The organism is Rhodanobacter sp. 7MK24, from assembly GCF_014842995.1.
Taxonomy (GTDB): Bacteria; Pseudomonadota; Gammaproteobacteria; order Xanthomonadales; family Rhodanobacteraceae; genus Rhodanobacter_A.
Genome location: NZ_JACYXL010000010.1, coordinates 35933 through 54678 on the forward strand (window position 1 = coordinate 35933; position 18746 = coordinate 54678).

18 protein-coding genes are annotated in these 18746 nt (G+C 66.7%); 12 read left to right on the top strand and 6 right to left on the bottom strand.

Going from position 1 to position 18746, the window contains the following annotated elements:
* Positions 1 to 1098 carry a homoserine dehydrogenase gene (locus IHE49_RS15070; RefSeq protein WP_192159509.1) on the bottom strand — a complete coding sequence of 366 codons (1098 nt, stop codon included), beginning with the start codon at positions 1096 to 1098 and terminating at the stop codon, positions 1 to 3.
* Between the two features lie 497 nt (positions 1099 to 1595).
* On the opposite strand from IHE49_RS15070, the gene IHE49_RS15075 reads away from it, so the two are divergent.
* The 4 genes from IHE49_RS15075 (at position 1596) to IHE49_RS15090 (ending at position 4268) form a co-directional block, all read left to right on the top strand.
* Entirely contained in the window at positions 1596 to 1964 is a 369-nt protein-coding gene (locus IHE49_RS15075) for a nuclear transport factor 2 family protein (RefSeq protein ID WP_192159375.1), read from the top strand.
* A 51-nt stretch (positions 1965 to 2015) separates the two neighbouring features.
* Positions 2016 to 2849: an alpha/beta hydrolase gene (locus tag IHE49_RS15080; RefSeq protein ID WP_192159377.1), complete on the top strand. Its 834-nt coding sequence runs from the start codon at positions 2016 to 2018 to the stop codon at positions 2847 to 2849.
* Positions 2850 to 2882: 33 nt separating this feature from the next.
* Complete coding sequence (locus IHE49_RS15085; RefSeq protein WP_192159379.1) at positions 2883 to 3704, top strand: helix-turn-helix transcriptional regulator; 822 nt, start codon at positions 2883 to 2885, stop codon at positions 3702 to 3704.
* Positions 3705 to 3830: 126 nt separating this feature from the next.
* Complete coding sequence (locus IHE49_RS15090) at positions 3831 to 4268, top strand: pyrimidine dimer DNA glycosylase/endonuclease V (protein ID WP_192159381.1); 438 nt, start codon at positions 3831 to 3833, stop codon at positions 4266 to 4268.
* A 6-nt stretch (positions 4269 to 4274) separates the two neighbouring features.
* Here IHE49_RS15090 and IHE49_RS15095 read toward each other — a convergent pair whose 3' ends face one another.
* Entirely contained in the window at positions 4275 to 6269 is a 1995-nt protein-coding gene (locus IHE49_RS15095) for a bifunctional 2',3'-cyclic-nucleotide 2'-phosphodiesterase/3'-nucleotidase (RefSeq protein ID WP_192159383.1), read from the bottom strand.
* Positions 6270 to 6431: 162 nt separating this feature from the next.
* Between IHE49_RS15095 and IHE49_RS15100 the strand changes: the two genes are divergently transcribed.
* The 4 genes from IHE49_RS15100 to IHE49_RS15115 all read left to right on the top strand — a co-directional run bounded on the left by IHE49_RS15100 (position 6432) and on the right by IHE49_RS15115 (position 12702).
* Entirely contained in the window at positions 6432 to 8675 is a 2244-nt protein-coding gene (locus IHE49_RS15100) for an NADP-dependent isocitrate dehydrogenase (RefSeq protein ID WP_192159385.1), read from the top strand.
* A gap of 229 nt (positions 8676 to 8904) precedes the next feature.
* Positions 8905 to 9927, top strand: coding sequence for a TraB/GumN family protein (locus tag IHE49_RS15105; protein WP_225578479.1), 1023 nt, complete (start codon positions 8905 to 8907; stop codon positions 9925 to 9927).
* A 145-nt stretch (positions 9928 to 10072) separates the two neighbouring features.
* On the top strand, positions 10073 to 11155 hold the full coding sequence (locus IHE49_RS15110; RefSeq protein ID WP_192159389.1) for a TraB/GumN family protein: 1083 nt from the start codon (positions 10073 to 10075) through the stop codon (positions 11153 to 11155).
* A gap of 158 nt (positions 11156 to 11313) precedes the next feature.
* On the top strand, positions 11314 to 12702 hold the full coding sequence (locus IHE49_RS15115) for a GGDEF domain-containing protein (RefSeq protein ID WP_192159391.1): 1389 nt from the start codon (positions 11314 to 11316) through the stop codon (positions 12700 to 12702).
* A 6-nt stretch (positions 12703 to 12708) separates the two neighbouring features.
* On the opposite strand, the gene IHE49_RS15120 is transcribed toward IHE49_RS15115, so the two are convergent.
* The 3 genes from IHE49_RS15120 to IHE49_RS15130 form a co-directional block, all read right to left on the bottom strand.
* Positions 12709 to 13656, bottom strand: coding sequence for an aldo/keto reductase (locus IHE49_RS15120; protein ID WP_192159393.1), 948 nt, complete (start codon positions 13654 to 13656; stop codon positions 12709 to 12711).
* A gap of 47 nt (positions 13657 to 13703) precedes the next feature.
* The gene (locus tag IHE49_RS15125; RefSeq protein ID WP_225578480.1) at positions 13704 to 14102 is read right to left on the bottom strand and encodes a hypothetical protein; all 399 of its coding nucleotides are present in this window, start codon (positions 14100 to 14102) and stop codon (positions 13704 to 13706) included.
* Between the two features lie 130 nt (positions 14103 to 14232).
* Entirely contained in the window at positions 14233 to 14442 is a 210-nt protein-coding gene (locus tag IHE49_RS15130) for a hypothetical protein (RefSeq protein ID WP_192159395.1), read from the bottom strand.
* Between the two features lie 103 nt (positions 14443 to 14545).
* On the opposite strand from IHE49_RS15130, the gene IHE49_RS15135 reads away from it, so the two are divergent.
* From IHE49_RS15135 to IHE49_RS15150, 4 genes are all read left to right on the top strand, one after another.
* Positions 14546 to 15469: a LysR substrate-binding domain-containing protein gene (locus IHE49_RS15135; protein ID WP_192159397.1), complete on the top strand. Its 924-nt coding sequence runs from the start codon at positions 14546 to 14548 to the stop codon at positions 15467 to 15469.
* A gap of 78 nt (positions 15470 to 15547) precedes the next feature.
* Entirely contained in the window at positions 15548 to 16210 is a 663-nt protein-coding gene (locus IHE49_RS15140; RefSeq protein ID WP_192159399.1) for an NYN domain-containing protein, read from the top strand.
* A 164-nt stretch (positions 16211 to 16374) separates the two neighbouring features.
* Complete coding sequence (locus IHE49_RS15145) at positions 16375 to 17157, top strand: methyltransferase (protein ID WP_225578487.1); 783 nt, start codon at positions 16375 to 16377, stop codon at positions 17155 to 17157.
* A 24-nt stretch (positions 17158 to 17181) separates the two neighbouring features.
* Positions 17182 to 17712 (top strand): pseudouridine synthase, encoded by a 531-nt coding sequence (locus tag IHE49_RS15150; RefSeq protein ID WP_192159401.1) that lies wholly within the window; start codon positions 17182 to 17184, stop codon positions 17710 to 17712.
* Positions 17713 to 17987: 275 nt separating this feature from the next.
* Here the strand turns inward: IHE49_RS15150 and IHE49_RS15155 are convergent, their stop codons facing one another.
* A complete protein-coding gene (locus IHE49_RS15155; protein WP_192159403.1) occupies positions 17988 to 18677 on the bottom strand; it encodes a winged helix-turn-helix domain-containing protein in 690 nt (229 codons plus the stop codon).
* Positions 18678 to 18746: the final 69 nt, after the last annotated feature.

The following is an 18746-nucleotide window of genomic DNA, read 5'->3' on the forward strand; positions in this document are numbered from 1 at the left end:
TCATGCGCGCGGCTCCAGCGATTCGGCGATGCGCAGCAGGTCGGCGAACACGCCGGCCGCGGTCACTTCCGGTCCGGCGCCGGGGCCTTGCACGAGCAGGGGATTGTCGCAGTAACGGCGCGTGCGGAATTGCACCACGTTGTCGGTGAGCCGCGTGTGCGCGAACGGATGCGAGGCGGGCAGCACCTCCAGTCGCACGCTGGCGCGGCCATGGCGGTCGAGGCTGGCGACGTGGCGCAGCACGCCGCCGCAGGTCTGCGCCTCGGCGAGTTTCGCGGCCATTGGCGCGTCGAGTTCGTGCAGGCGCTGCATGAATTCATCCACGGGCAGCGTCGCCAGCGCAGGCGGCACCAGGCTTTCCACCGCCACCTGTTCCAGCGACAGCGGACGGCCAGCCTCGCGCGCGAGGATCACCAGCTTGCGCGCCACGTCGAGGCCGGAGAGGTCCTCGCGCGGATCAGGTTCGGTATAGCCGAGCGCGTGTGCCTCGCGCAGCAGCACGGAGAACGGCTGGCTGCCGTCGTGCCGGTTGCACAGCCAGGCCAGGGTGCCGGAAAACATGCCCTCGATAACCAACAGTTCGTCGCCGGTGTCGAGCAGGTCGCGCAGGGTCTGCACCACCGGCAGGCCGGCGCAGACGGTGGCCTCGTAGCGGAAGCGCGCGCCGCTGGCGCAGGCGGCGCGGATCGCCTGCCAGCGTTCCAGCGGACCGCTGCCGGCCAGTTTGTTCGGTGTCACCACGTGCAGGCCGGCGGCCAGCCAGTGCGGGTAGTGCGCGGCGACCGCTTCGCTGGCGCTGCAGTCGATCAGCAGTGCGTGGCGGTCGTCGTTGCCGCGCACGTGGGCAGCGAATGCATCCAGGTCGTTCGGCCGCCAGATCTGAGCGCCGGCGTGGCGGCCGTTGAGTTCGGCGTCGTCGCAGTCCAGCCACATGCGCTTGCTGGCTACCACGCCGCAGAGTTTCAGCTCCAACGCATGGTCGCGCGCCAGTCTCGGCTGCGCGCTGCGCAGTTGCTCCAGCAGTGCCCCGCCGACCCGGCCGGGACCGATCACGCCGACCGCCAGCGTGCGCCGCCCGGTGGTGCCGGCACGCGGCATCGCCAGCGGAGGCAACGCATGGTGGGGGACTTGCTCGATGGCACAATTGATCACGACGGCCTCTCCGTTGGAGGCCCGTCCTGTCTGGCGTGTCGGTGTGTGCCGGCCCGCCTCGTCGAGGGCGGGCCGTTGCGTGGGAAAAATCAGCTACGCACGACGCTCCGCCCGGACCGGGTACCGGTACCGGTGGTAATCGTGGTGGTAATGGTGCTGGCGATGTCGCCCGCGCGCGACGTCATGCGGCCGGCGGAAACCGGGGCGTAGTGCATGCGTGCGGGTGCGGAAAGCGGCGACATGGCATCGACACTAAGCCCTATGTTGCACTGCAGTCAATAGGTGCATCTGCAACTGTTCCGCCGCCATCGTCAACGGCGTGCGGTCGCTGCCAGCCGTCGCGGCGACGGCTTCGACCTTCCCGTTTTCGATTACCTGCCAGGTAATCGCCTTGCCGCGGCAGCGACCGCAAGCTGTGCCCACACCCACCACGGAGCACAACCATGAGCGCCACCCGCGAACTGATCGAAAACTACATCCGCAGCTGGAACGAGACCGATCCGCTGCGTCGTCGCGTGCTGATCGAGCGCGTCTACGCCGAGCACGTGACCTACACCGACCCGATGGCGCAGGTGCGTGGCTGGGAAGGTATCGACGCCACCATCGCCGCGGTGCAAGGCATGTTTCCCGGCCACCGCTTCGCCCTTGCCGGCGTGGTGGACGCGCATCACGACCTGGCCCGCTTCCAGTGGCAGCTGAGCGCCCCGGGCGACGACGAACCGCTGGTGATCGGTTTCGACGTGGCGGAACTGGACGAGGGCCGCGTGCGCCGCGTCCACGGCTTCCTGGACAAGGTGCCGCAGGCGGCCTGAACCGGCCGCGCCGCACCTGTCTCCCCCCATCTCTCTTTGCCGGAGTACGCCATGAGCCATTTCACCACCACCGACGGCACGCAGCTGTTCTACCGCGACTGCGGCCGCGGCCAGCCCATCGTGTTCGTCGCTTCCTGGGCGCTGGATTCGCGCGCCTGGGGTCCGTACATGCTGCATTTCCAGGAACTCGGCTATCGCTGTATCGCACTGGACCGGCGCGGCCACGGCCGTTCGGACGATCCCGGCCACGGCTACCGGCTGGACCGCCTCGCCGACGATCTGGCGGAACTGCTCGAACACCTGGACCTGCGCGACGTCAGCTTGGTTGCGCACTCGATGGCCAGCGGCGAAGCCACACGCTACCTCGCGCGGCACGGCCGCGGACGCGTCGCCCGCGCGGTCTTCCTTGCTCCGACCGCGCCCAGCTACGTCGAAGGCAGCCGCGAGCCGTGGAGCATGGACGAGCCCACCACCGCGGCCGTGCTCGCCGCGATTCGCCGCGATCTGCCGTACTGGCTGACCGACAACGCGAACGACTTCTTCCTGCCCGCCGAAACCGGGACCACGCCGGAATACATGCAGTACACCATCGACATGATCTGCGGCGTTTCGCTGCAGGCGCTGGTGGAATGCTTCCGCGCCAAGCGCGTGGACTTGCGCGAGGAGTTGCGCAACTTGCCGGTGCCGCTGCTGGTGATCCATGGCAATCGCGATGTGAGCGAGCCGGTGCAGCAGGGACGCGCCACCGCGGCGATGGTGCCGGACGGCCGGTTCCTGGAGTACGACGGCGCCCCGCACGGGTTCTACCACACGCATTACGAGCGGCTGGTGGCCGACATCCACGCATTCCTGCGCGAGGCCGGAGTCATGCCTCGTGCTGCCTGACCATCGGCCACCGACCACTGGCATCATTGCCGCATGAACGTTCAGACCATCGACGCCGACCGCCCCGTCGGCGACCTGCTGCGAGAGTGGCGCCGCCATCGGCGCCTCTCCCAGCTCGAACTCGCCACCGGTGCGGAACTCTCCACCCGACACCTCAGCTTCGTCGAGTCCGGCCGTGCGCTACCCAGCCGCGACATGATCCTGCGACTAGCCGAATACCTCGACGTGCCGCTGCGCGAACGCAACGCTCTGCTGGTCGCCGCGGGCTTTGCGCCCGCGTTCCGCCAGCGCACCTTGGACGATCCCGCGCTTGCCGCGGCACGCGCCACCATCGATCTGTTGCTGAAGGGGCTGGAGCCCTATCCGGCACTGGCAGTCGACCGCTATTGGCAGCTCGTCGCCAGCAACCAGGCGACCCTGCGCCTGCTTGGTGGCGTGGCGCCCATGTTGCTGGAGCCGCCGATCAACGTGCTTCGCCTGAGCCTGCACCCCGCCGGACTCGCGCCGCGCATCCGCAACCTGGGTCAATGGCGCGCCCATCTGTTGCACCGCCTGCGCCAGCAGATCGATGCCAGCAACGACCCCGTGCTCATCGCGTTGCTGCGCGAACTGCAAGCCATGCCGGCTCCGGAGGGTGCCGGCGAGGTGGATGTGCAGACGTCCATCGCCGTACCCATGCAGCTGGAGCTGGATGGCCAGCTGCTCTCCATGCTCAGTACCACCACGGTGTTCGGCACGCCGGTCGACATTACCCTGGCCGAGCTGGCGCTGGAGGCCTTCGTGCCTGCCGATGCGCCGACGGCGGAGTGTCTGCGGCGCATGTCGGAGTCGCACGAACCCGCCGTGTCGCCCTGAGCGGAGGACCGTCCGCCAGCGTGGACTGCCTGCGCCATGCACGGATGGATCGGATCGCAGCCTTGCGGCGTACGTGGCATCCTGCATCGCCATTGGCTCGTCGTTTCCGGGCCATGGGACCCCGTCATGCGCTTGTGGTCGCTGCATCCGCGTTACCTGGATGCCAAGGGTCTGGTGGCCCTGTGGCGCGAGGCCTTGCTGGCGCGCGCGGTATTGCGTGGCGCCACGCGCGGCTATCGCCACCATCCGCAGCTCGACCGGTTTCGCGAGCATCCGGCGCCGCGGCAGGCGATCAATGCCTACCTCGCCGCGGTTTACGCCGAGGCGCAGGCGCGTGGCTATCGCTTCGACCGCGGCCGCTTCGGTCCGGTGCGCGGGGAAGTGGCCATGCTGCCGTTGAACGACGGCCAGCTCGACTTGGAATGGCGGCACTTGCTCGCCAAGCTGGCGCTGCGCGATCCGGCGCGGCATGCGTGCTGGCAGGGGCTGGCCCGACCGGACTGCCACCCGTTGTTTCGCCTGCGGCGCGGCCCGGTGGCGGCGTGGGAGCGCGCCATCGGCTAGCGCGTCTTAATGCGACAGGTCGATCGCGTAGGTGGCCGTGCCGTCGCCGTGATCCTTCAACGCGCGGATGTTGTCGAGGCCGTCGGTTTCGGCGATTGCCTGCTTGCCGCTGGCGCTGGTGAACACCACCGGACCCGCGGTCCTGAGCTTCGCGAAGCGCCAGGAGCGGGCGGGCAGGTCGCGCATGCCGATGTCGCGATGCTGCTGCAGCCAGCGCGCCACGATCTCGCGCGTGCCGTCGGGCGCTGCAAGCACGATGTTGCTGCCGTCCAGGCCCGGGAAGCGGCCGCCGCCGCTGGCGCGGTAGTTGTTGGTTACCACGACGAAGGGCTGGTCGGGTTTCACCGGCTTGCCATCGAATGTCAGCGACACGATGCGCTGGCCCGCCGGCTTGGCCACGTCGATGACGTAGTGGATACCGCCCTGGAGCTGGTCGAAGTTGAAGCCGGGGAAATGGCCGTTGATCAGCGGCTGCGCATCGGTCTTTGCCGGATCAATGCGATTGAAGCGCGTGGCGGATTCTTCCAACCATGCCTTCACTCCCGCGCCGTCGATCTTCACCGCGGCGAGCGTGTTCGGATAGAAGTACAGGTCGGCCGCGCTGCGCAAGGTGAGCGGGCCGGGCGCCACATCGGTGTAGTCGTCCGGGCCGCCGAAGCCGGTGCGGAACGCGGCGGCGGCGGAAAGCACCGGCACATTTGCAAGTTCCGGATGCAGGCGCGGCAGCTCGGTGCGCACGTAGTCGCGCTGCGCTGCATTGACCACCGCCAGTGCCGTCATGTCGCCCTCGTCGGCGAAGTAGCTGCTCATGCGTATGCGGCTGGCGCCGATCGGCGTGTTCACGTAGGCCACCGCGGCCTGCTGCACCGTTGCCACCAGCGGCGCGATGGCGGGGTCGGCCGCCACGCAGCTGGCGGCGTCGCCGGGCTTGCTGCAGATCGGGCGTACTTCGCTGTGCGTCTGGCGCTTGTCGATGGTCCAGCGGCCGTCGCGGCGATCCAGCGCCAGTTCGATCACGCCGAGATCCTTGCCGAAGAAGCCGCCCATCACTGCCGGCACGCCGCGCACGAAGCCGCGCACGGCATCCACGTCCTGCATGTGAGCGAAGCGCGGGCCGGGGAATTCGGTATGCGAATGGCCGAGCAGAAGCACGTCGATGCCGGGCACGCCGGCGAGATGCCAGCCGGCGTTCTCCATCGCGGGCGTGTACGGCGCGGTGTCGAGGCCGCCGTGCACGACCGCCACCACCAGGTCCGGATGCTGCGCCTGGATCTGTGGCAGGTATTTCTTTGCCGCTTCCACCACGCCGTCCACGGTGACCTTGCCGGCGAGATTTTGCTTGTCCCACTGCATGATCGGTGGCGGGGTGAAGCCGATGATCGCCACGCGCAGCGGCACATTCTCCGTCTTGCCGTCAGGCAGCTGCACGGCGATGGGTTTGCTGACGATCGTCCACGGCTTGAAGATCGGCGCGCCGTCGCGCGCGCTGTCCACGTTCGCCAGCACCAGCGGAAAATGCGGGTCGGCGCAATGCTGCTGCGCGCCGCCATCCACGTTCATCGGCGTGCCGGTGACCTGCGAGAGCCAGCCCAGGCCGTAGTTGAACTCGTGGTTGCCGATGGTGCCGCCGTCGTAGCCCACCGCGTCCATCGCCCGGTAGATCGCCAGTTCCCGGTCGCAGGGCATTCTCTGTACCTGCGCCTGCCAGTCGGCCAACACGGTGCCCTGGATGGTGTCGCCGCTGTCGAACAGGAAGTTGTTCGGGAACTGCTTGCGCGCCTGCTCGATCAGCGTGGCGGTGCGCTCGAAGCCCAGCGTGGGGTCGGCCTTCTGCTTGTAATAGTCGTAGCTGAGGACGTTAGAGTGGATGTCGGTGGTTTCCAGGATCGCCACCGTGGCGCGCGCACCGTCTGGCAGCGTCGATGCCTGCAGCGGTTGCAGGGCGCACGCGGCGAGCAGGGCGGTGGCAAGGAGCGCGGGCGTGGTGCGGTGTGGCGACATGGCGGGATCGGATGGATACGGGAAATCGCCAAGCTAGCAGATCGATATGACGGGCGCGCCCCCGCAAGAGGACGCATCGTGCTTTGCCGCCCGCGCGGGAAATCGCGACAATGGCGTGCTGGCTTCGCGCCATCCCTCCTCGCCGTCAGAGAGTCGCCGACCATGTCCGATACGCCGAAGATCATCTACACCCTCACCGACGAAGCACCGTACCTTGCCACGGCGTCGCTGCTGCCCATCGTGGAGGCGTTCGCCGCCACTGCCGGCATCGCGGTGGAAACGCGCGACATCTCGTTGGCCGGGCGCATCCTGGCGCAGTTCCCGGATCGTCTGAAGGACGGGCAGAAGATCGGCGACCACCTCGCCGAACTGGGCAAGCTCGCCACCACACCGGACGCCAACATCATCAAGCTGCCGAACATCAGCGCCTCGGTGCCGCAGCTCAAGGCCGCGATCAAGGAGCTGCAGTCGCAGGGCTATGCGTTGCCGGATTACCCGGACGTGCCGCAGAACGATTCGGAGAAGGACGCCAAGGCGCGCTATGACAAGGTGAAGGGCAGCGCGGTGAATCCGGTGCTGCGCGAAGGCAATTCCGACCGACGCGCGCCGCTCTCGGTGAAGAATTACGCGCGCAAGCATCCGCACAAGATGGGCGCATGGAGCGCGGATTCGCAGACCCACGTGTCGCACATGGACGGCGGCGATTTCTACGGCAGCGAAAAGTCCGTAGTGGTGGACGCGCCGGCCACGGTGAAGATCGAGTGGTTCGGCAAGGACGGCTCCAGCAAGGTGCTGAAGGAGAAGGTCGCGCTGAAGGCCGGCGAGATCCTCGACGCCGCGGTGATGAGCCGCAAGGCGCTGGCCAGCTTCATCGATGCGCAGGTCGCCGACGCCAAGGCGCAGGGCGTGCTGTTCTCGGTGCACCTCAAGGCGACCATGATGAAGGTGTCCGACCCCATCATGTTCGGCGTGGTGGTGAACGAGTTCTACAAGGACGTGATCGCGAAGCACGCCGACGTGCTGAAGCAGGCGGGCTTCGATGCCAACAACGGCATCGGCGACCTGTACGCGCGCCTCGGCAGCCTGCCGGCGGAGACGCAGGCGGCGATCAAGGCCGACATCGCGGCCGAATACGCGCAGCGCCCGGCGCTGGCGATGGTGAATTCCGACAAGGGCATCACCAACCTGCACGTGCCCAGCGACGTCATCATCGACGCCTCGATGCCGGCGATGATCCGCGACTCCGGCAAGATGTGGAACGCCGAAGGCAAGCAGCAGGACTGCAAGGCCATCATCCCCGATCGCAGCTACGCGGGCGTATACGCGGCCACCATCGCCGACTGCAAGGCGCACGGCGCGTTCGATCCTGCGACCATGGGCAGCGTGCCCAACGTGGGCCTGATGGCGCAGGCCGCCGAGGAATACGGCTCGCACGACAAGACCTTTCAGATCGCCGCCGACGGCGTGGTGAAGGTGACCGACGAAGCCGGCAAGGTGCTGCACGAACACGCGGTGGAAGCCGGCGACATCTGGCGCGCCTGCCAGACCAAGGATGCGCCGATCCAGGATTGGGTGAAGCTCGCGGTGTCGCGTGCGCGCCTCAGCGACACGCCGGCAGTGTTCTGGCTCGATCCGCAGCGCGCGCACGATCGCGAGATCATCAAGAAGGTCGAGCGCTACCTCAAGGACCATGACGCCAGCGGCCTCGACGGCAAGCCGCTTCAAATCAGCATCCTCGACCCGGTGGCGGCGACCAAGTTCTCGCTGGAGCGCATCCGCAAGGGCCAGGACACCATCTCGGTGACCGGCAACGTGCTGCGCGACTACCTCACCGACCTGTTCCCGATCATGGAGCTGGGCACCAGCGCCAAGATGCTTTCCATCGTGCCGCTGATGGCCGGTGGTGGCCTGTTCGAGACCGGCGCCGGCGGCTCCGCACCCAAGCACGTGCAGCAGTTCCTCGAAGAGGACTACCTGCGTTGGGACTCGCTGGGCGAATTCCTGGCCCTGCAGGCGTCGCTGGAGTTCGTGGGCGACAAGACCGGCGACGCGCGCGTGAAAGTGCTGGCGAAGACGTTGGATGAGGCCAACGGCAAGGTGCTGGGCAACGACCGCTCGCCCGCCCGCAAGGTCGGTGAGCTGGACAACCGCGGCAGCCATTTCTACCTCGCCCTGTACTGGGCGCAGGCACTGGCCGCGCAGGACAATCACGCGGAACTGAAGGCGGAGTTCGCGCCGCTGGCGAAGATCCTCACCGAGAACGAGGCGAAGATCGTTGGCGAGCTCAACGGAGCGCAGGGCAAGCCGGTGGACATCCATGGCTACTACCACCCGGACCTGGATCTCATCGGCAAGGCGATGCGCCCGAGCGTAACCTTCAACGGCGCTCTGGCGACGCTGAAGTAATCCGATGCCGCCAACGCCGGAACGCAGTGCGGACGATCGCCGTCGCCGTGCTGCGTACCGGCGCGATGAGGCCGCCATCCGCGACCGGTTCGTTTGCATCGCGCACCCGCTGCCCTCATGGACGCACGAATGCAGCGGGTCAGACTGCGTGGCGAGAGATTTCTAGCGGCTTCGAAACCGCACGATACTCATTGGTAATTCTGGAGATTCCCGAGCGGAAATGGAGCACATGATCCGGGCATCCTGGCTACTGTTGCTGCTTTGCATCCTTGCCGGGCCGATGCGCGCGCAGACGGCCGCCGCACCCGCCCACGCATCCACGGCCGCCGTCACGCTGGCCCCGGTCAGCGTCACCGGCGTGCAGCTCGGACCGGGCCTGTGGAAGGTGAGCCGGGAAGGGCATGTGCTGTGGGTGCTTGGCACGCTGACGCCGCTGCCCGAGCACATGAAGTGGCGTTCGGCGCCGGTGGAAAAGGCCTTGGCGCAATCGCAGGAACTGCTCGAAGTGCCGGCGGCCCGTCTCAGGCTGGACACCAGCGCCTTCGGCAAGCTGCTGTTGCTGCCGTCTGCATACGACGCGCGCAGGAACCCCGACGACGCCACCCTGCAGCAGTTGTTGCCGTCACAGACGTATGCACGTTGGCAGGCAATGCAGGACCAGTACGGCGTGCACGGCTGGGGCAGCGCGCACTGGCGTCCGATCGTGGCAGCGTTCGAGCTTTACAAGGCGGCGTTGGCCAAGGGAGGGCTGACCGACGCGGACGAGGTCGCGCATGCCATCGAAAAGCTGGCACGGCGACACGGTGTGAAGCGCACGCCGGTCGAGTACGAAATAGTGGTCGCGCATCCGCGCGACGCAGACGAGACCATCCGTGAAACCCAGCAGCAGGACATCGGCTGCCTGCAGGAGACCATGGACATGGTGGCGCATGGCGTGGATGAATTGGCAGTGCGCGCCAACGCCTGGTCCAGCGGCGATGTTGCCGCGCTGCGCGGCACTTCGCAGGAAGTCGCCCGCGAGGCATGCGTGGTTGCTGCGATGAACGCCGATTTTGCGCGACAACTGGATATGCGCGATCTTCCCTCGCGGATCGATGCCACCTGGCTCTACGCGGCAGAGCAGGCGCTGGCGCGCAATGCAACCACCTTCGCCACGTTGCCGATGGACAAGCTGCTGTCGCCCGATGGACCCCTCGCGCGGCTCGAAGCGGAAGGCTACGTCGTTCAGCCGCCGGACGAAGCTGATCCGTAAGAGCTTGCTCGCGATCGCGCGTGTCCGTTCAAGCGTCGTTGTCCCGTTCGGGTGAACATCCATCAACCGGCGCGGTCAGAGCGCTGCCGACGGGCGGCTCTCGCCTGGATGCCGATACCCGTTATTGACCACGAGGAAGAACCTGATGCGCCCCTGGATTGTGCTGTTGAGCCTGATGCTGGTCGTGTCGGCCGCCGCTGCCGCGCCGATGCAGACGTCGCCGGCGAGGCCCTCGACGGCAGCGCCGCCGGTACCGGCCAACGTGCCGTTGCTGGCACCGACGGTCGTCACTGGCGTGGTATCCGGGCCGGGCCTGTGGAAGGTGAGCAAGGATGGCCATGTGCTGTGGGTACTGGGCACGCTATCGCCGCTGCCCGCCCATATGCAGTGGGAATCGCACCAGGTGGAACAGGTGATCGCACGCTCGAAGCAGGTGTTGACGCAACCGAGGCTCGAGTTGAAGGCGGATATCGGTTTCTTCGGCAAGCTGTTCCTCTTGCCCAGCGCCTATGGCGCGCGCAAGAACCCGGACGGCAAATCGCTGAACCAGGTGATGGATGCGCCCACTTACGCGCGATGGTTGGCCTTGAAACGGAAGTACATCGGCGACGACAGCGGCATCGAGCGTTGGCGACCGCTGTTCGCGGCGCAGGAGCTGTACAAGAAGGCGCTCAAGGCGAATGACCTCAGCAACGATGGCGGCGTGTCGGGCACGGTGGCTGCACTGGTGAAGAGCGGAGGCATGGCCGAAACGCCCGTGCAATACCGCGTGGAGATCCAGCATCCGGGCGACGCGCTCAAGGCCTTCAAGGCTGCCGCGCCCAGCGATATCGAATGCTTCAACCGCACGCTGGATGCCGTCGAACACGACTTGCCGGCGATGGCCGAACGCGCCAACGCCTGGGCCACCGGCGATCTCGAAGCGTTGCGGACGCAGCCCGACAGCCATCGCCGTGATGCTTGCGTCAATGCGATCACCAGCGCCGGCTTCGCGCGACAGCTGGGTCTGGCGGACATACCCGCGCAGCTGGAGGCCGCATGGCTGGCGGCTGCGCGTGATGCCCTGACGAAGAACGACACCAGCTTCGCCATGTTGCCAATGGACGAATTGATGGCGACGGACGGCTATCTCGCCAAGCTGGCCGCACAGGGCTATACGGTGGAGTCGCCGGAACAGCAGGACGCGACGGAGCCGGATATCGGGGCCGCCCCGGCCACATCGAGATAGCTCATAGGCGTTTGCGCGTTTTCCCGCCAGGGCGTATTTATCTCCATAGCGCCATGGGGCGCCGTGAACTGGGTCGACGGATGCGCGTCATCGGATGGCTAGCCGGGTTGTTCATCGTGCTTCATGGGGTGGCGATCATATGCTTCCCGAACCATGCGATGGGCGTTTCGTACGTATTCCTGATGGCGGCGCCGATGTTGGCGATGCTGACGGTGCTCCACCGCCACCGTCGCGGGCAGGCGCACTCTCCGCACCCGGGCTGGGTCCTGCTGGCGGCCAGCATGGCCTTGTGGACGCTTGGCATGCTGGGGAGTCTCATCCAGGATGTGGTGCTGGACCTCAACGTGTTGGCTCCAGCCGGCATCATGCTGGTCTACACGTTGTATGGCGTACCGATCACCTACGCCATCGCCACCGTGGGCACCGATGCATCGACGTGGGTACAGCGCGGCATCGACGCGTTTCTCGCGCTTGCCCTGGGATTGCTCTATTTCGCCCTGATCCAGGCGTTGAACGCGTTGAACGTCGTCGGCAACGACGTCTCGCCGCCGCTGATCGCGCATCTGTTCGACCTGGAGAACGCGTACCTGGCCATTACGGCACTTATCCGCTTCTTCGCCAGCGACTCCAGATCCCAACGCGAGTTCTTCGGGGTGTTGGTGATCTACGCCGTCAGCTACGCGCTGGTGGCGTTCTACTACAACCATCATGTGGCGATGGATGTGGCGCCGCGAACGGGTTCACTCTATGACCTCGTGGTCGACGTGCCGTTCATGCTGCTGGCGGTGAGCAGCCTGGCGCCCCCGTTGAAGGGCGTGTCGAGATCGTCGCTGGTGCCGGCGCGCTTCGTGCGCACCGCCAGCCCGCAGTTGCTTGCGCTGTCCGTATTGGTGGTGGCGATCTTCCTGATGCAGCATCGCTTTGTCTTGGGGGCGGCCGGCGTAGTGGCGACCTTGCTGGGATCAGGACTGCGCGGCGTGCTGGGAGAGGTGCGCCGTGCGCAGATCGAAGCGCAGTTGCGCGACGACCAGGAACGGTTGGTGGAACTGGCGCACATCGACGTGCTTACCGGGGTCGCCAACCGGCGCGCTTTCGAGGAGGCCTATGCGCGCATGTACGCGACTGCCATCCGCAATCGGCGAGGCATCTCGCTGCTGATGATCGACGTCGATCGCTTCAAGCAATACAACGACCGCTATGGGCACCCCGCCGGCGACCGCTGCCTGCAGTCCGTGGCAGGGGTCCTGCAGGACCTGGAAAAGCGGCGCTCGGATGTGCTGGCGCGCTACGGTGGCGAGGAATTCGTGCTGCTGATGCCGGACACCACGCGTGCCGGCGCGCTGCTGGTGGCGCAATGCCTGTGCGACGCGGTAAGGCAACTGGGCATCGAGCACGCGGACAGTCCGTCCGGCCAGGTGACGGTCAGCATCGGCGGTGCCTCGCTGGACGCCACAAATGGAACGACGGGTCGGGAGCTGATCGAGGCCGCCGACCGCGCTCTGTATATCGCCAAGGAGGCTGGCCGGGATCGGGTCGAATGGGCCTGACCGCGACTACATCCCGCTGGCCTGGTCCAGTGCGGCGATCTCGTCCGCGCGCAAGGTGAGCGACAGCGCACCCATGATCTCCGCGAGCTGCGCCACGCTGGTCGCGCTGGCAATCGGCGCGGTGATGCCCGGATGCGCGATCAGCCATGCCAGCGCCACCTGTGCGGACGTGGCCCGGTGTGCGGCAGCCACCGCGTCGAGCACATCCAGCACGCGCAGGCCGTGCGGGTTGAGGTAGCGCTTGGCCGCGCCGCCGCGCGCGCTGCTCTTGGCGAGGTCGGCCGCGCTGCGGTACTTGCCGGAGAGGAAGCCGCTGGCGAGCGCGTAGTAGCAGACCACGCCCAGACCTTCCTCGCGTACCAGCGGTTCGAGTTCCACCTCGTAGCCGGCGCGCGCGACGAGGTTGTACTCCGGCTGCAGGCATTCGTAGCGGGGCAGGTTGTGCTGCTTCGACAGCGCCAGCGCGTCGGCGACGCGATCGGCGCGGAAGTTGGAGGCGCCGATGGCGCGCACCTTGCCCTCTTCGATCAGCCGCGCGAATTCGCCCAGCGTTTCGTGCATGGGCACGCTGGCGTCGTCTTCGTGCGCGAAGTAGAGATCGATGCGGTCGGTCTGCAGGCGCTGCAGCGAACCTTCCACCGCGGCGCGGATGTTGACTGGGGAGAGGCCGGGATGCTCGGCCCATTTCGCCACCTTGGTGGCGAGCAGCACGCGGTCGCGCTTGCCGCTCTGCTTCAGCCATTTGCCGATGATGGTTTCGGATTCGCCGCCTGCATTGCCGGGTACCCAGGCCGAGTAGACATCCGCGGTGTCGACCATGTTGCCGCCGCCGTCGACGAAGGCATCGAGCAGTTGGAACGCGTGCGCCTCGTCGACACTCCAGCCGAACACGTTGCCGCCGAACACCAGCGGGGCGATGGAAAGCGGCGAGCGGCCGAGCGGGCGGTTCTGCATGAATATCTCCTGGCGCTATGCGGCTGGATGGAGCCGTGGGCGCCGATTCAGCTCGTTCCCTCGGCGGCGACCATGACGAAGTGCTGGACCAGCGGTTCGAACTCCAGCAGATAGTCCCGGTCCTCGGGGTAGTACTTGGCCTTCAGCAACTCGTCTCCGGCGAAAGCGCGAATGCTTTCCTCCGAATCCCAGTGCGTCACCGTCATGAAGTGCGTGACCTCGGCATCATCCCGCCGAAGCACGGCGACAAATCGGTTGCCGGGAACGGAACGGTAGTCCGGAATGGCGCGTCGCTCAAGGAAGCCCGCGTAGGCATCGGCCTTGGAGCGTGGCGTGATCCCGTGCCATATGCGACAGATCATGGTGTTCTCCTGCCATCGCCGCCGGCAAGCGGCTTGTCTTCGACTTCCATCGGACCACGAAATGTTGCCGGCGACGAGGTCCACGGTGCCGCCATGAAGCCGATGTGGAGTCTGCAAGAACGATGAGGCCTTGTGGGTGTCCGCTCGGGCTTGCGAGATGAAACCGACCGCCAGCCGGACGGATCCGAACTGGCAGTCGCTCCTCCCTGCATTGTCAGGGCGAGTTGATGAGAAACAGGTAGCGCGCGGAGCGGGTAACGGCGCCCCACGAGTTCCGCCTGGCCGCGGCCTCCGGCGTGGTCAGCCGCTTGACCGCGTCACGCAGGGGCAGGGGCTGCTGATCCTCATCGGTCAGCTGGCGGACGAGTTCGGGGGAATGCACATGGCCGTGCTGCAGCAGCAGGCCGACGAAGGGCGAGCGCATGGTGAATTCCTTGCAAGTTGGGGTGGGGATGGATGCAAGGTAAGGCCTGGCGTGATGCCGAAAAAGCGATATCTTCGCAAGCCTGACTTGAGGATCATTCAAGATGACGCGGCTCTCGCTGGACCTGTTGCAGCAGTTCGTGCTGGTCGCCCGCCACGGCAAGCTGTCGCGCGCCGCGGAGCAGGCCCATCTCACGGTGAGTGCGCTCAGCCACCAGATGCGCCAGCTGGAGGAACGGCTGGGCCGACGCCTGCTCGAGCGTGGCCCACGCGGAGTAAGCCTCACCGTGGAAGGCTGCCGCCTGTTCGATGCAGTGGGCGTGCACTTCGACGGCATCGAGCACGCCTTGCTGCGCTACCGTGAATACCGTCACGACGCACTCACCTTGAGTGCAAGCCCCGGCATCATGTCGAGCTGGCTGATGCCACGGTTGCCACGCATGGTGGCGTCGCATCCGGACCTGGAGCTCAATCTGCAGTCCTCGTCGGCACTGGTGGATTTCGAGCGGGAGCCGGTGGACTGCGCATTGCGCTACGGGCGCGGCGAATGGCCGGGCCTGCACGCCGACCGGCTGTTCGCCGAGTGGCTTGCGCCGGTAGCGACGCCAGAACTGGTGGCGCGCATGGGCGGAGCCAACCCCGAAGACCTCAGCGACTGGCCGCTGCTGGGCGACCCGAATCCGGCCGATCGCTGGCGCGACTGGTTCGCGCGCTATGGCGGCAGGCTGCCCTCGCGCCGGGTGGCGAACTTCGACAGCCTCGATGCCGCGCGTCATGCAGCGCTGGAAGGTCTCGGGGTCGGCCTGGGCCGCATGGTGACCTCGAAGTCGCTGATCGACGCCGGCATGCTGGTGGTGTTGGGCCACAACTATATGCCAGTGCCGGAGGCGTACTGGCTCGTGTACCCGCCGCGCTCGCAGGAGCATCGCGGGTTGCAGGCCTTCCGCGAGTGGCTGCTGGCCGAGGCGAAGACCTTCCGCGAGCAGATGCACGTATGGGAGCCGGATGCGGTGCTCCCCGTCGCCTGACCCGCATTGCGTAAAATGCAGATGCGCGACCGTGCGCAAATCATGACTCTTTTTTACCGCGTCATATAAGGATCTCCTATGCAACGTACCGCCATCCTCGTCGACGGCGCCTTCTTCCTTGCGCGCTACCGGAAAGTATGGGGCGAGCGCGACGCCAACGACGCGCGCACCGTGGCCAAGACCGTATTCGGCATGGCACTGGAGCATCTGAAGGCGCTGGACCGTCCGCGCGAATCGCTGTACCGCATCTTCTTCTACGACTGCCCGCCGCTGGAAAAGAGCTTCGTGCGTCCGGTGAGCGGCGACGTCGTGGATTTCGGGCGCAGCGGCGCCGCAGCGTTCCGTCGCGAGCTGCACGATCAATTGCGCCGCCAGCGCAAGATGGCGCTGCGGCTGGGCCGGCTCGCCGAACGCGGCGAATGGAAGCTGAAGTCCCATGCCATGCAGCAGCTGCGCGACGGCAACCTGCACTGGGACGATCTGGGCGACGAGCACTACGAGCCGGACATGCGCCAGACCCAGGTGGACATGAAGATCGGCATCGACATTGCCGCGCTGGCCTACAAGCAGCTGGTGGACCAGATCGTGCTGGTGGCGGGCGATGCGGATTTCATTCCCGCTGCGAAGCTGGCGCGGCGCGAAGGGATCGACTTCATCCTCGACCCGATGTGGCAGGGCATCGCTTCGGACCTGCACGAGCACATCGACGGCTTGCAATCGGTGTGCCCGCGACCGTTCTGAGCCGGTTCGGCCTGTCATCACTCCGCGCCCGCCATCCCGCATACTGGGCGGACCATATCCATGCACAGGAGCCTTCCATGAAACATCCAATGATTTTTGGGGCCGGCGCAGCGCTGCTGTTGACCATGGGCATGGCTACCTCGCCCAGCCACGCGCAACAGGCAATGCCACATCAGCCGGCGGCCGCGTCGGTGCCGCCGGGGAGTGCCAGCCGGCTCGACGCCGCTATCGCTGGCAACTGGCGCACGCCGACGAATCGCGCGCGCGACCTCTACCGCCATCCCAAGGCCACGCTGCAGTTCTTCGGCGTGCAGGCCAACCAGACGGTGGTCGAGATCATCCCGGGCGGTGGCTGGTACACCGAGATCCTGGCACCGCTGCTGCGCGACCGCGGCCATTACATCGCCGCCGTGGAAGCGCCTGCCGGTGGCGAAGCGAAGCGCGACGACGACGCGCTGCGCAGGAAGTTCGCCGCCAACCCGGCCGAATACGGCAAGGCCCATGTCGTCGAGTTCGATCCCAAGGCGCCGGTGTTCGGTCCGCCCGGCTCGGCCGACCGGGTGCTGACGTTCCGCAACGTGCACAACTGGGCGGAAGCCGGCACCGCAGAGGCGATGTTCAAGGCGTTCTTCGCCGTGCTGCGCCCGGGCGGCGTACTCGGCGTGACCGACCATCGCGCGGCGCCGGGCGCCACCCTGGATGCAGTAATGTCCAGCGGCTATCTGCCCACCGACTATGTGATTAAGCTTGCCACCGACGCCGGCTTCAAGCTCGAGGGCCAGAGCGAGATCAACGCGAACCCGAAGGACACCAAGGACTATCCGAAGGGCGTATGGACCTTGCCGCCCACGCTGACGCTGGGCAACCAGGATCGGGCGAAGTACCTGGCCATCGGCGAATCGGATCGCATGACGCTGCGCTTCGTGAAGCCGGCTGCGGCGCACTAAGTCGCTGTCGCACATGCAGCCGTCATGTTGATTGCGCTCAACAAGCCCTACGGCGTGTTGTGCCAGTTCACCAGCGACGACGGTCGGCCCACGCTGACCGACTACGTGCGACAGAAGGGCGTCTACGCAGCCGGTCGGCTGGACCACGACAGCGAGGGTTTGCTGCTGCTCACCGACGATGGCCCGCTCGCGCACCGCCTTACCGACCCGCGTCACAAGCAGCCAAAGACCTACCTGGTGCAGGTGGATGGAACGATCGACGACGCAGCGCTCACCGCGCTGCGTCGCGGCGTGGTGCTGAACGATGGCCCCACGTTGCCGGCGCTCGCCGAGCATGCCGACGAACCGGATTGGCTGTGGCCGCGCGACCCGCCGGTACGCTTCCGCAAGGCCATCCCCACCAGCTGGCTCACCGTCACCCTGCGCGAAGGTCGCAACCGCCAGGTGCGCCGCATGACCGCCGCGGTGGGCTTCCCTACGCTGCGGCTGATCCGCTTGCGCATCGGGGAGCATGCACTGGATGGTCTTGCGCCGGGCGAGTGGCGGCAGCTTTAGAGGCGCGCTCCAAATTTCTGCGCAACTGTATTGGCGGCTATCTGGAGATCCCCGAGCTTACCGATACGGCTCGGTGCGACCGCCGCGTCTATCGCGTAGGCGGGAGTGGCCCCAACGTTTTCGACGCAGTCTGCTTGCAGTCCCAGCGGATTGAATGAGGCCATTTCTCTGGGTTACTTCGGAGTTGCTCCGGACATCTCTGTTTCTTGCGACAACACAGAGCACGCTATTGCGTACTCGAAGAGAAGGTTTGCACAGGCGCCAAACCGGTGCATTCAATCGCCGAGGACGATGCCAAGTCGGCGCAGTTCGCTGCGCCCGGGCGGCGTCAACAGCAGGGCGCGTGAACCGTCATGGCGGCGCAGCCAATCGCGGCGCAGCAGATGTTCGGTGATCGCCACGCCCAATGAGCCGCCGAGGTGGAAGCGGCGCTCGGTCCAATCCAGGCACCCGCGTCCCGCCAGCGCCTGCCCGGCTCCGTGCGGAAGCAGGCCGGCCGTTTGCAGTGCTTCAATCCCCGTGGCGGTAAGCCGCACCGACTGTTCGCCAAGCTCGATCCAGGCCTGCCGGCGCAGTGCTTCATAAAACGCCACGCCCAACCGTCCGGCGAGGTGGCGATAGCAGGTGCGGGCAAAGGCCAGCGGCCGCGTTCCGGCCGTGGATTTCGGAAGACATTGCTGCGGCGCGCGTAACAGGGGAAGCGCTTCTAGCACCTGCACGACCTGGTCGTTGGCCACGCGGAAATAGCGATGCCTGCCCTGATCCAGCACTTGCAATAGACCGCCTTCCACCAGCCGACCCAGGTGCGCGCTGGCCGTGCTGGGTGCGATGCCGGCCATGCGCGCCAGTTCGCCTGCGGGCCGCGCACGCCCATCCACCAGGGCCAGCAGGATTGCCGCACGCGACGGGTCGGCGAGCAGGCTGCCGATCTCGGCGAGCTGGTAGCGGGTGGGGGCGGCGTGCATGGACGCATGCTAACGCGCCGTTGCCGCTGACACTTCGTTGGCCGCCGAAACATGAAGGGTGCCGCTGCC

Bases quoted from the DNA above. Each gene is read 5' to 3' on its own strand.
- IHE49_RS15070 (WP_192159509.1), bottom strand. From the start codon at position 1,098: ATGCCGCGTGCCGGCACCACCGGGCGGCGCACGCTGGCGGTCGGCGTG.
- IHE49_RS15075 (WP_192159375.1), top strand. From the start codon at position 1,596: ATGAGCGCCACCCGCGAACTGATCGAAAACTACATCCGCAGCTGGAAC.
- IHE49_RS15080 (WP_192159377.1), top strand. From the start codon at position 2,016: ATGAGCCATTTCACCACCACCGACGGCACGCAGCTGTTCTACCGCGAC.
- IHE49_RS15085 (WP_192159379.1), top strand. From the start codon at position 2,883: ATGAACGTTCAGACCATCGACGCCGACCGCCCCGTCGGCGACCTGCTG.
- IHE49_RS15090 (WP_192159381.1), top strand. From the start codon at position 3,831: ATGCGCTTGTGGTCGCTGCATCCGCGTTACCTGGATGCCAAGGGTCTG.
- IHE49_RS15095 (WP_192159383.1), bottom strand. From the start codon at position 6,269: ATGTCGCCACACCGCACCACGCCCGCGCTCCTTGCCACCGCCCTGCTC.
- IHE49_RS15100 (WP_192159385.1), top strand. From the start codon at position 6,432: ATGTCCGATACGCCGAAGATCATCTACACCCTCACCGACGAAGCACCG.
- IHE49_RS15105 (WP_225578479.1), top strand. From the start codon at position 8,905: ATGATCCGGGCATCCTGGCTACTGTTGCTGCTTTGCATCCTTGCCGGG.
- IHE49_RS15110 (WP_192159389.1), top strand. From the start codon at position 10,073: ATGCGCCCCTGGATTGTGCTGTTGAGCCTGATGCTGGTCGTGTCGGCC.
- IHE49_RS15115 (WP_192159391.1), top strand. From the start codon at position 11,314: ATGGGCGTTTCGTACGTATTCCTGATGGCGGCGCCGATGTTGGCGATG.
- IHE49_RS15120 (WP_192159393.1), bottom strand. From the start codon at position 13,656: ATGCAGAACCGCCCGCTCGGCCGCTCGCCGCTTTCCATCGCCCCGCTG.
- IHE49_RS15130 (WP_192159395.1), bottom strand. From the start codon at position 14,442: ATGCGCTCGCCCTTCGTCGGCCTGCTGCTGCAGCACGGCCATGTGCAT.
- IHE49_RS15135 (WP_192159397.1), top strand. From the start codon at position 14,546: ATGACGCGGCTCTCGCTGGACCTGTTGCAGCAGTTCGTGCTGGTCGCC.
- IHE49_RS15140 (WP_192159399.1), top strand. From the start codon at position 15,548: ATGCAACGTACCGCCATCCTCGTCGACGGCGCCTTCTTCCTTGCGCGC.
- IHE49_RS15145 (WP_225578487.1), top strand. From the start codon at position 16,375: ATGCCACATCAGCCGGCGGCCGCGTCGGTGCCGCCGGGGAGTGCCAGC.
- IHE49_RS15150 (WP_192159401.1), top strand. From the start codon at position 17,182: ATGTTGATTGCGCTCAACAAGCCCTACGGCGTGTTGTGCCAGTTCACC.
- IHE49_RS15155 (WP_192159403.1), bottom strand. From the start codon at position 18,677: ATGCACGCCGCCCCCACCCGCTACCAGCTCGCCGAGATCGGCAGCCTG.